Raw genomic sequence first — 12,767 nt, forward strand, 5'->3', positions numbered from 1 at the left:
TAGATGCAAACTTCTTTACACAGTAGTATTTTATATATTTGGCTCCTTATTATATAACTATGCCTATTGCTTTTAGCAAAAAAGATTTAAATTCTACCGCCTGGTTTTCATTAGAAAAAGGCATTCAACTATTTGCAGGTGTATTTATAATACCTAAAATATTTAACACATTAGGATCTGTAGATATTGGAAAACTACATTTTGTGGAGGCACTTTTAGGAATGTTTGCCCCTGTGTTTTTTCTAGGTCTTTCTGCTATTTCCATTCGAGAAATGGTATTACATCCTAAGTCGTGTGAAAAAATAATCGCAACCACATTTACAATGCGACTAATAAGTTGGATTGCACTTTGTATTGGTATTTTGAGCTATTTAATCTATACCAAAAATACAGCTTTATTTAATTTATATCTTATTATACTATTTAGTTATTTATTTAGATTAACCGACGTTTTTGAACTCTATTTCCTAGCTAAAAAGCAAGCTAAATTTATCTTCTTAAGTAAAATTTTGAGTCTAATCATTATACTACTACTTCAGTATTATGGCGTTAAAAATAATTTAACTGTTCATTATTTTGCTAAAATTTTCGCCTTAGACTTTCTCATACAGGGCACGATTTATGGTATTGCATTATTACTGAATAAAGGATTTTCTTATAAAAAACTATCAATTTCAGTTCCTTTAGGAAAGCAATTAATAATCATGTCTTTCCCTTTAATTATTTCGAGCGGTTTAGTTATGTTATATATAGGTATAGACGAACTCTTTTTAAAATATTATTACAGCGATCATGCCAACGGTGTTTTCGGGAGTGTCCAATATTTAGTAATTGGCTTAAGTTGGACTATCGGTTTTGCAATAATTAATGCATTATATCCGTCTTTGGCAGAATCTTACAACCAAGATAATAATACGTATAAAACGAAATTTAAACAATTAACGCTGGCCCTGATTATTTTAGGATTGAGTATCGGGTTGTTTTATACTGGTTTTGGTAATTACATCTTGAACACCTATTTCTCAGATCAATATGTCGAAGCAAAATCACCTTTGCAAATTTTTTGTTGGGCGCCTTTACTTATATTCATAGGTATGCTATACGAGAAACATATACTAACAATAAATAAATTGGAACATGAAGTATATCGTTTTACTGTAGGTTGCATATGTAACCTTGTATTTTGTTATATTTTAATTCCATTGTATTACATAAACGGAGCTGCTCTCGCGGTTTTGTTAAGTCATTTTATAACCAATATAGTTTACCCCATTTTACAGTTATCTATTAAAAATCGAAGATTTTATTTCTTAAACCTTAAATAATCCATGGATTTACTTCTGCTTGCCCTCGCTCCTATTTTTGCCATTATAATCTATGTGTACAATAAGGACAAATATGAAAAAGAGCCCAAACTTTTTTTATTTTACAACTTTTTACTTGGCGCCTTTGTAAGTATTTTAATCACTACAATAATATCCTTAGCACTAAATTACTTCTTACCACTAGACGAATCCAGAATACTTCACTTATTTATAAAAGCATTCTTTGTTGTGGCATTCACCGAAGAATTTAGTAAATATATAATTGTACGTTATTATGCGCAGCCTAATAACGTATTTAATGAACCTTACGATGGGATTATGTATGCCGTCATGGTGTCTATGGGCTTTGCCGCTACCGAAAACATTTTTTACGTGGCAGAGGGTGGTATTGCATCTGGAGTTTTAAGAGCTTTTACTGCAATTCCTGCTCATGCGTGCTTTGGTATATTAATGGGATTTTTTATGGGGAAAGCAAAGTTCTCGAACAACAGAATACAACATAACCTATTAGGTTTATTATTTGCCGTAATCTTTCACGGAAGTTACGATTTCTTTCTCTTTATTGATTTTGTACCAGGTATTTGGATAGGAGCCTTTATCTCCCTTGGTGTTGCCATAGTGTTGTCAAGAAAAGCAATAAAAAATCATCAAGAAAAATCATATTTTAAATAATAATACTATCTTTATTTTTCGAAAATGCTCATTAAATGAATACAATGAAAAACACGATAGCCGAACGCGTCGCTGATTTTATAAAAAACTTTCCTCCCTTCGATTTACTCGATAAGAGCCAATTACTTGACCTGTCTAAAGAAGTTAAAATCAGCTATTTAGACAAAGAAAGTACAGTTTACAATATAAACGATCCGCTACATGATCAATTTTATATGATATACAAAGGGGCTGTAAAGCTGAAGAAATATATCAATGAAAAGCTTGAAACCATCGATCAATTTGACGAAGGAGATGTGTTTGGATTGCGTCCTTTATTCGCAAAAGAGAATTATGCTATAACTTCTATTACCGAAGAAGAGACTATTTTGTATTGTATTCCAATAGATATTTTCACGCCTTTTATCGATAATAATAAGGATGTACGACAATATTTAATTGAGAGTTTCGCCTCGAACACCGAAAATCCATTTTCGAACGAGTTTCAGAAAAAACTGCTTGAGGACGATGTGAAATTAGATTTCACAAAAGATATGTTCGAAATGCAACCGGTTCGTCTTATTAAAAATGTTATTACAACAAAGAAAACTTCCAGTATAAAGGAAGCAGCTCAGTTAATGACAGAAAATAATGTTGGTTCTATCATTATTGAAGATAAGGAATGTCCGATTGGGATTATTACGGATAAAGATTTACGATTACATGTTGCCACGGGTAATTACTCGATAAACGACGATGTTTCAAAAATCATGATTTCTCCTGTAAAGTGCTATAAGAAAAATATTACGATTGCTCAGGCTCAAATCACTATGATGAAGCATAAGATCAATCAAATTGTGGTGACTAAAGACGGTACTCCAAGTTCAAAAATTTTGGGTGTCTTTTCAGAACACGATATTATAGTTATGAAAGGGACAAACCCTTCAGTCCTAATGAAAGCGATAAAACGTTCTAATTCTACGAAAGAATTGAAGCGTATTCGTGAAAAAATAATGATGCTTTTAGATGGATATATTCAACAGAATATTCCGCTTACACATATAAATAATATCATTTTCGAATTAAACGATGCCTCTATAAAACGTGTTGTAGAACGTTGTATCGAAAAAATGGACCAAGCACCTCCTGTTAAATTTGCATGGATGTCTTTGGGAAGTCAAGGTCGAAAAGAACAACTACTACATACCGATCAAGATAATGCTATTGTTTTCGAAAACACAGACGATGATCACCTTGAAGAGGTTAGAACGTATTTCTTAACGCTTGCTAAAAAAGTGAATAAGCGTTTAAAAATGATTGGATTTGACTATTGCCCTGGCGAAATGATGGCGAAAAATCCAAAATATTGTTTAAGTATCGACGAATGGGAAAATCAATTTTCATCTTGGACTAGAGAAACTGAAGACGACGAACTACTACTATGTTCTATCTTTTTCGATTTTGCACTTACTTATGGTGATATTAATCTTACCAACCAATTGGCAGATCATATTATAGAAATTACAAAAGGTAATTTGATTTTCCAATCTAAATTAGGAGCTAGTTCACTTAGGAGTCCTTCTCCCCTAGGATTTTTTAGACAATTTTTAGTAGAACAAGATGGAGAGCATAAAGATCATTTCGATTTAAAGAAAAGAGCAATTATGCCAGTAACAGATGCAGGAAGATTGTTGGCGTTACATTATCAAATTAAACATATAAATAATACTGCAGAGCGTTTCGAAAAATTAGCAGAATTATTGCCTGAAGATCAAGAATTATTTTATTCTTGTGCATATGCTTCCAAAGCACTATTAAAATTTAGAACGAAACGTGGTCTCCGCCATCACGATAGCGGTCGTTTTATTGCTTTAGCCGAATTATCGAAAGAAGAAAAAATGAAACTTAAACGTTGTTTTAAAGCGATAAATAAAGTCCAAGAGCTTGTAAAGCTGAAATTTAATTTGAAGAATTTCATTTAATGAAATGGCTTTTCAAGAATAAAGACAAATCATATCCTGAGTACTGGACAACATATGAATCCCTTTTTACAACACAAAATCAAGATGATATACATACATCGACTTACGTCGTTTTAGATACCGAAACTACCGGTTTTAATTACGATAAGGATAGAATGTTATGTATTGGAGCTGTGAAAATTATTGATGGCTATATTGATGTAAGTACCGCTTTTGAAATTTATTTAAAACAAGACTATTTCGATAAGAATACCGTTAAAATACACGGTATTCTTAAAAATGATAAGTTTGAAACAGTATCCGAAGAAGAAGCTATAATTTTACTTTTAGACTATATTAAAGACTCTATCCTAGTGGCTCATCATGCGTTTTTCGATATTAACATGATAAATGTGGCCTTATCTAGATTAGAACTTCCTAAACTTAAAAATGAAGTTTTAGATACTATGCTTATTTTTAGAGCGACACGTATTAAATCTAATCTTATAGATCCTAATAAAAAATATTCGCTAGACGAACTTGCAGAGTTTTATGACATCGATCTTAGCGACAGACACACTGCTTCTGGCGACGCTTTAATTACAGCTATCGCTTTTTTAAGATCTATTCATTTTCTAGTTAAAACAAAGGCATTCACTTTAAAAGATCTGCTTAAATTGTAAATATCTCCATTATAAAGGTTACTCATCCTCGTCTATTTTATTATATTTACTAGACAAACAAACAGTTATGAGTAAATCCACCAAAGTAACCGTAAACGATTTACATCAATTTAATCTCACTAAAGAAGATGTAAATCTTTTGGATTGCGTTCAAAGCAATCCAAATTCATTTCATATTATTCAAAACCATAAAACACTTCATGCTGAAATTTATAAACAAGATTTTCAGCATAAAAGGTATACTGTAAAAATTAATGGTACCGATTATAACGTCAATATTTCAAATGATATAGACAATTTAATTGACGCTATGGGATTGCATATTGGAACTTCGAAAAAGTTCGATACCATAATCGCCCCGATGCCAGGATTAATTTTAGAGATAAACGTGAAGCCAGGCGATCATGTTAAAACCAACGAGTCATTACTTATTTTAGAAGCCATGAAAATGGAAAATAATATTGTAGCTCCGCACGATGGGATTATAAAGTCTATTGAAGTAAAAAAAGGCCTTACTGTTAATAAAGGAGATCTCCTTATCGAATTTGAATAACATATTATGAAAAAAATACTTGTTGCAAATCGTGGGGAAATTGCCCTACGGATTATGAAAACGGTGAAAAAAATGGGGATAAAAACCGTAGCCATTTATTCTACAATAGATAGAATGTCTCCGCATGTAACCTTTGCAGATGAAGCCGTTTGTATTGGAGATCCTCCATCGAATCAATCGTATTTATTAGGTGAAAAAATTATAGAAATTGCTAAATCTCTAGATGTAGATGCGATACATCCTGGATATGGGTTTTTAAGTGAAAATGCCAATTTCGTTAAATTAGTAGAGGCGAACAATATTATTTTTATCGGTCCAAAATCTGAATCTATAAAAATAATGGGGAGTAAATTAGCCGCAAAAGAAGCCGTAAAACATTATAATATTCCAATGGTTCCTGGGACCGATAAAGCCATTTCAGATGTTAATGAAGCTAAGAAAATAGCACACAAAATAGGATTTCCAATTCTTATAAAAGCTTCCGCTGGTGGTGGTGGAAAAGGTATGCGCATTGTAAAGAATGAACATGAACTGGAATCTCAAATGACACGTGCTATTAGTGAAGCGACAAATGCGTTTGGTGATGGTTCTGTATTTATCGAAAAATATATTGCTTCTCCCCGACATATAGAAATTCAGATTTTAGCAGATAGTTTAGGTCATACCGTTCATTTATTCGAACGAGAATGTAGCATCCAACGTCGTCATCAAAAAGTAATTGAAGAAGCCCCATCTACAGTACTAACACCAGAACTTCGCGATATAATGGGGGAAGCAGCCAAAAAAGTGGCGAAAGCTTGTAAGTATATAGGTGCTGGCACAGTTGAGTTTCTTTTAGACGATACTAATAATTTCTATTTCTTGGAAATGAATACACGCCTACAAGTCGAGCATCCAGTAACAGAATGGATCACAGGCTTAGATCTTGTAGAACAGCAAATAAAAATAGCAAGAGGAGAATCTTTACATCTTATTCAAGGCAATTTAGAAATTAAAGGTCATGCGATAGAATTACGCATTTATGCCGAAGATCCACAAAATAATTTCTTACCAAGTGTCGGACATTTAAAGACATATCGTATTCCGGAAGGAGAAAATATACGCGTAGATAATGGTATATTAGAAGGTATGGATGTGCCTATTTATTACGATCCCTTATTAGCTAAATTAATTACGCATGGAAATACACGAGAAGAAGCTATTTTAACCATGCTTGATGCCATAGAAAATTATAAAATTGAGGGTATCGCAACCACATTAACCTTTGGAAAGTTTGTGTTTGAAAATAAAGCCTTTAGAAAAGGTGACTTCGACACTAATTTTGTAAACCTCTATTACAAACCAGAAATATTAGAAAACATTACCAAAAACGAAGCAAAAATAGCAGCTTTAATTGCTTTAAAACAATATCAAGCCGACCTCAAAAAAGTAAGATTACCTAATAGTTAAATTGAAATTATATGGATTCTAAAATAAAAATTCTATCCGATAAAATAGCAAAAGCACATCTTGGAGGCGGTACAGAACGTATTGATAAGCAACATAACAAGAAAAAACTAACTGCCCGAGAGCGTGTTAATTATTTATTAGATGAAAGCTCGTTTGAAGAAATCGGAATTTTAGTCACTCACCGAACTACCGATTTTAATATGGATAAAGAGCTGTATTATGGAGACGGTGTTATAACAGGTTATGGCACTATTCACAATAGATTGGTTTATATTTTTGCGCAAGATTTCACCGTCTTTGGTGGCTCTCTTTCCGAAACTCACGCCGAGAAAATTTGTAAAATTATGGATCTCGCTTTAAAAATGGGAGCACCTCTAATTGGCTTAAACGATTCTGGCGGGGCCCGCATACAAGAAGGCGTACGTTCCCTTGGTGGTTATGCCGAAATATTTCATAGAAATGTAAAAGCGTCTGGAATTATTCCTCAAATTTCGGCTATAATGGGACCCTGTGCTGGAGGTGCTGTTTATTCCCCTGCTATAACAGATTTTACAATGATGGTGGAACACAGTAGTTATATGTTTGTCACGGGGCCAAATGTGGTAAAAACAGTTACTAATGAAGAAGTGACTTCAGAGGCTTTGGGTGGCGCACATACACATGCAACCAAATCAGGTGTAGCGCATACCACATCCTCTAACGATGTAGAATGTTTAGAGGCCATTAAAGCGTTATTAGCTTATTTACCTCAAAATAACACCAAAACCACAGCTAAAATACCTACAGAATTAAACGATGAAATTAGAACACAACTGACAGAGATAATACCGTCTAATGCCAATAAACCGTATGACATGCATTTCGTTATTAATGGGATAATTGACAATGATTCTTTTTTTGAAATTCATAAAGATTACGCTCAAAATATTATCGTTGGTTTTGCACGTCTTGGCGGTCGAAGTATTGGTATTATAGCAAACCAACCACTGCATTTAGCGGGTGTTTTGGATGTAAATAGTTCAAAAAAAGCGGCACGTTTTACGCGATTCTGCGACAGTTTTAATATCCCGCTTTTAGTTTTAGTGGATGTCCCTGGCTTCCTACCTGGAACAGATCAAGAATGGAATGGTATTATTTCTAATGGTGCCAAATTATTATTTGCGTTAAGTGAAGCAACGGTGCCTCGTGTTACGGTAATTACCAGAAAAGCATATGGTGGTGCCTACGACGTTATGAATTCTAAGCATATCGGAGCAGATATAAATTTTGCTTGGCCTAATGCTGAAATTGCAGTTATGGGTGCAAAAGGCGCCAGTGAGATTATTTTTAAACGAGAAATTAATGACGCAGAAGATCCTATTTCTAAATTAGCAGAAAAGGAAACCGAATATGCTAAAACATTTGCTAATCCCTATCGTGCAGCAGAACGTGGTTTTATAGATGAAGTGATTTTACCACAAGATACAAGACGAAAATTACTAAAAGCGTTTAGCATGCTCGAAGATAAAAAGGTAGACTTACCAAAACGGAAACATGGTAATATTCCACTGTAAACGAAAATTATTAAAATAAGAAAGCCTTCAAAACGTATTAAATTTTGAAGGCTTTTTATAGCGTTAAATCTTGTATTTAAATTTTTGCTTGATACGTATATAAATCATAGTATCGTCCTTGAGAAGCTATAAGCTCGTCGTGCGTTCCTCGTTCTTTAATACGTCCTTCTTCAATAACTAAAATCTGATCTGCTTTACGAATTGTACTCAATCTGTGTGCAATTACAATGGTGGTTCTATCTTTAGTTAATTCATTTAAACTTTTCTGAATAAAGCCTTCACTTTCCGTATCTAAATTAGATGTTGCTTCATCTAAAATAATGACTTTCGGATCTGCTAAAATGGCTCTTGCAATGGCGATTCGCTGACGTTGACCTCCAGATAACTTAACACCACGCTCCCCTATCAAGGTATCTAAGCCTTCATCAAAACGATCAGTGAATTCACTCACGTATGCAGAATCTACAGCTTGTAAAAGTTCGGCTTCAGAAGCATTTGGTCTTGGAAATAAAATATTTTCACGAATGGTACCTTCAAACAAAAATTCATCTTGCAATACAACACCCAAGTGTTTTCTAAAACTCTTTAATCGTACTTGCGATAAATCGTAACCATCTACAGAAACTATTCCTGATTTCGGATTTAAAAAAGTAGCAGATAATCCAGCAATAGTCGATTTTCCAGAACCAGAACTTCCTACTAAAGCAGTGACTGAACCTGATGGCGCATCGAAACTAATATTATGCAAGACTTCTTTTCCTTCTTCATAGGCAAAAGAAACATCATTAAAGACCAAATCACCTTTCATGTTTTCAATATCTAGATTTCGATTTTCATCATCGTCTTCCGCCTCCATATTCATTAACTCTTCGGTACGATCTAAACCTGCCAAAGCTTCTGTTAATTGACTTCCAATATTACTCATTTGTACAATGGGAGCGATCATAAACCCTAGAAGTAGAGTAAAGAACATAAAATCTCCAATAGTCAATTCACCTTGCATAATTTTGTAACCACCAATCCCCATAATTCCGGTAGACGCAATTCCCAATAAAAACGTAGACGAACTCGTCATAATAGCCGTAGCAGTCAAACTCTTTTTTACATTCTGAAATAATTTATCGACTCCAGACTCAAAGGTTTTGTTTTCCTGATCTTCAGCATTGAAAGCTTTTATCACTCGAACTCCACTTAGAGTTTCTGTTAAACGGCCAGTAACTTCAGCATTAATTACACCACGTTTTCTAAAAATAGGTCTGATATATTTAAAGGCTTTTAAAGCTAGAACTCCAAATACGGCCACGGGAACTAAGACAAAAAGTGTCATAGACGGACTAATTCTTATTAATAGCACTAAAGAAATTATTGCTGTAAACGTCCCGCCTACTAATTGCACTAAGCCCGTTCCTATTAAATTCCGAACACCTTCTACATCCGTCATAATTCGAGAAACTAAAACCCCAGACTTTGTATTATCGAAAAAACTTATCGGTAAAGACAATACTTTTTTCTGAACTTTAGCTCGTAATTCTGATATTAAATACTGCGCTTGCACACTTAAAATTTTTGTCAGTAAAAATGAAGTGACTGCCTGCACTAATATTGCACCTCCGACTACGGCCAACATAGAATATAACTGATCGTAATCTCTGTTTGGAATTATGTCATCTAGTAACACCTTACTTTTCCACGGCAATATTAAACTCGCCAATCGGCTAAAAACAATTAGAATTAAGCCAACAAATACTAAGTTTCGCTTAGGCCAAATAATAGTCTTAAAGGCTTGCGCCATACTGACTTTTGAAGCCTTTTTTTTATCCCCTTTTATGGGTTGTTTATAATGTCTCATATTTTTATTTAGGCTGCAAAGATAATTTTACTAGCTAAACTATTGACCATTAAAGGAGAAAATTAATATTAAGAGTTTCATAAAACGTTTACGCGTTTACATTGTAATTATTAACTTGAACCGTCTTAAATAACTCATTTATTATGGAATATAGAGCACTTGGAAAATCAGATTTAAAATTATCGGCAATTACTTTCGGAGCATGGGCTGCTGGAGGATGGATGTGGGGAGGAACCGAACAAAATGATGCTGTAAAAGCCATGCAATCGGCATTCGATTATGGCGTTACAACCATCGACACAGCTCCGATTTACGGTATGGGTCACAGTGAAAAAATTGTTGGAGAAGCGATTAAAGATTTACCTCGGGACCAAGTTCAGATTGTAACTAAATATGGCTTACGCTGGGATGCTACCGATGGGGCGTTTTATGTAAACACCCAAGATAACGATGGCAAGGCGATTTCTATTTACAAAAATGCAAGAAAAGCAAGTATTATAAAAGAATGCGAAGATAGTTTAAAACGTTTAGGGACGGATTATATCGATTTATATCAAATTCACTGGCCAGATGTAACTACAGAAATTCAAGAGACCATGGAAGCTGTTTCTCAATTAATTAAGGACGGAAAAGTACGTTATGCAGGGGTTTCTAACTATAGTGTAGACCAATTAAAAGAGGCAAAAAAGTATGTAGATATCGTATCTAATCAAGTTCCATATAGTATGGTAAACCGTGGAATTGAATCGGAACTAATACCTTATACATTAGAAAATAATATTTCTATTTTAGCTTACAGTTCGTTACAACGCGGACTATTAACAGGGAAGATGAAGGCAGGACATCAGTTTTCTGAAGGTGACCACAGAAAAAACTTAGCCTTTTTTAAAGATGAAAATTTAAAACAAACGGCACAGTTTTTAGATAAATTAAGACCGCTTGCAGAAGATAAAAACGCATCACTTTCCCAACTGGTATTGAGATGGACCATAGAACAACCCGGAATTACAATTGCATTGGCTGGAGCAAGAAATACGGAACAAGCCATTTCTAATGCTAAAGCCATCGATGTAAAACTATCTGCCGAGGAATTAGAATTTATCAATAAACATCTGAATCAAGTGAAATTAGATTTGGACTAAAATTAAGCTTTAAACCTATCTCACGATTGAAATTTTATATAGAGTTGATATTCACTTTATATAAAAAAGAAGAACTAAAATTAATATAATTCACTGTTACAATCTCTTTAATTTATAACTCTAAATTAAAGAGATTATAATAATGGAAATGCTATTTTTGATGCATGCAAAAAACCAAAAAGGAATCTCAATTTGAGTTTGTGGCATTAATGGCCTCATTAATGTCTATAGTAGCACTTTCGATAGACGCTTTACTACCTGCTTTTCCGGAAATTGGATTGACAATAGGTAACCAAGACAGTACAGATTTGCAATCTTTAGTCACCATGATCTTTTTAGGTTTTGGTGTCGGACAATTAATTTTAGGTCCACTTTCGGATAGTTTTGGTAGAAAACCACTTATGTATTCTGGTTTTACAATTTTTATAATTGCAAGTTTGGTTTGTATATTTTCTACATCGATAGAAGTTATGCTTGTCGGACGTATTTTTCAAGGTATCGGACTTTCTGCACCGCGAACTATTTGTATTTCTATAATTAGAGACTCCCATAAAGGGGATTATATGGCCAGAATGATGTCTTTTGTAACGGCTTTCTTTATTCTCGTTCCTGTAATTGCTCCTGCCTTAGGGTTATTTATATTACATCATTTTAATTGGCAAAGTATTTTTTACACCCAAATATTTTTTGCAATTATTGTCACCATTTGGTTTTGGAAACGGCAACCGGAAACTCTACATCCTGAATTTAAAGTACCATTTAGTAATAAAGTTTACTTAAGAGGGTTTAAAGAATTAATTCGCTATAAAGAAGCGATGGCTTTTACTATGGTTTCTGGTTTTATAACAGGCGCATTTATGGTCTACTTAAGTTCGTCTCACCACATTTTTGAAGATCAATATGGTATAGGCGATAAATTCCCTTATGTTTTTGCAGGACTTGCCACAACTATTGGAATATCGACTTTATTAAACGGAACTTTAGTGGTCCGAATTGGTATGCGAAGATTGGCCTTTTTAGCACTTTGCATGTTTAGCTTGGTATCTACCACTTATGTTATCTTATTTTGGGGTAAACCAAATCCGAGTTTAACCGTATTAATTCCGTTTTTAGGAGGTTTATTCTTCGCTTTAGGTTTCCTTTTTGGGAATATAAGGGCGATTGCGATGGAGCCTATAGGTCATATTGCAGGGATTGGTGCAGCAATTACAGGTTTTATATCCACGTTAATAGCAATTCCAATCGCTACTTTTATAGGTTCGTTTATGACGGATACAGCATTACCTTTATTTATTGGTTTCTCAATCTGCGGGAGTTTATCTTTAGCTACTTTTATTGTTATGAAACGTCATATATTATATCGAAAACTAAATTTTCGTTCGCATTAGGGATTGAAACGGCATCCTTTTTATGTCTTTTCACATAAAAAGATATAGTGGAAAGCCCGACTTTTTTAATCTAAAAAAGGAATGCCCAAAGGCAACTTCAAGACGACTTAAATGATCTCAAATTTCGAAAAATGAAATGCGTTTTGAGGAATAAGCTAGTCTCTGGATGCTAACTCATTGGGAATTCTAATGCGCTGTTATCTGAATAAATTC

General features: G+C 33.9%; 10 protein-coding genes. 9 read left to right on the forward strand and 1 reads right to left on the reverse strand.

What is annotated here, in order from left to right:
* Positions 1-59 precede the first annotated feature (59 nt).
* The 7 genes from ACFFVB_RS04465 (at position 60) to ACFFVB_RS04495 (ending at position 8,175) form a co-directional block, all read left to right on the forward strand.
* Positions 60-1,325, forward strand: a complete 1,266-nt coding sequence (locus tag ACFFVB_RS04465; protein WP_382381513.1) for an oligosaccharide flippase family protein — start codon at positions 60-62, stop codon at positions 1,323-1,325.
* Positions 1,326-1,328: 3 nt separating this feature from the next.
* Complete coding sequence (locus tag ACFFVB_RS04470) at positions 1,329-1,997, forward strand: PrsW family intramembrane metalloprotease (RefSeq protein WP_382381514.1); 669 nt, start codon at positions 1,329-1,331, stop codon at positions 1,995-1,997.
* A gap of 44 nt (positions 1,998-2,041) precedes the next feature.
* The gene (locus ACFFVB_RS04475) at positions 2,042-3,958 is read left to right on the forward strand and encodes a DUF294 nucleotidyltransferase-like domain-containing protein (protein WP_382381515.1); all 1,917 of its coding nucleotides are present in this window, start codon (positions 2,042-2,044) and stop codon (positions 3,956-3,958) included.
* On the forward strand, positions 3,958-4,620 hold the full coding sequence (locus tag ACFFVB_RS04480; protein WP_382381516.1) for a 3'-5' exonuclease: 663 nt from the start codon (positions 3,958-3,960) through the stop codon (positions 4,618-4,620). Before ACFFVB_RS04475 ends, ACFFVB_RS04480 begins: the two co-directional genes overlap by 1 nt.
* A 67-nt stretch (positions 4,621-4,687) precedes the next feature.
* Positions 4,688-5,173 carry an acyl-CoA carboxylase biotin carboxyl carrier protein subunit gene (locus tag ACFFVB_RS04485; RefSeq protein WP_382381517.1) on the forward strand — a complete coding sequence of 162 codons (486 nt, stop codon included), beginning with the start codon at positions 4,688-4,690 and terminating at the stop codon, positions 5,171-5,173.
* Between the two features lie 6 nt (positions 5,174-5,179).
* Positions 5,180-6,622 (forward strand): acetyl-CoA carboxylase biotin carboxylase subunit, encoded by a 1,443-nt coding sequence (locus ACFFVB_RS04490; protein ID WP_382381518.1) that lies wholly within the window; start codon positions 5,180-5,182, stop codon positions 6,620-6,622.
* A gap of 11 nt (positions 6,623-6,633) precedes the next feature.
* Entirely contained in the window at positions 6,634-8,175 is a 1,542-nt protein-coding gene (locus tag ACFFVB_RS04495; RefSeq protein WP_382381519.1) for an acyl-CoA carboxylase subunit beta, read from the forward strand.
* Between the two features lie 76 nt (positions 8,176-8,251).
* On the opposite strand, the gene ACFFVB_RS04500 is transcribed toward ACFFVB_RS04495, so the two are convergent.
* Complete coding sequence (locus ACFFVB_RS04500) at positions 8,252-10,024, reverse strand: ABC transporter ATP-binding protein (protein ID WP_382381520.1); 1,773 nt, start codon at positions 10,022-10,024, stop codon at positions 8,252-8,254.
* Positions 10,025-10,167: 143 nt separating this feature from the next.
* On the opposite strand from ACFFVB_RS04500, the gene ACFFVB_RS04505 reads away from it, so the two are divergent.
* The gene (locus ACFFVB_RS04505; protein ID WP_382381521.1) at positions 10,168-11,166 is read left to right on the forward strand and encodes an aldo/keto reductase; all 999 of its coding nucleotides are present in this window, start codon (positions 10,168-10,170) and stop codon (positions 11,164-11,166) included.
* Positions 11,167-11,330: 164 nt separating this feature from the next.
* Complete coding sequence (locus tag ACFFVB_RS04510) at positions 11,331-12,554, forward strand: multidrug effflux MFS transporter (RefSeq protein WP_382381522.1); 1,224 nt, start codon at positions 11,331-11,333, stop codon at positions 12,552-12,554.
* The last annotated feature ends 213 nt before the right edge of the window (positions 12,555-12,767 follow it).

This window comes from Formosa undariae (genome assembly GCF_042427615.1).
Taxonomy (GTDB): domain Bacteria; phylum Bacteroidota; class Bacteroidia; order Flavobacteriales; family Flavobacteriaceae; genus Formosa; species Formosa undariae.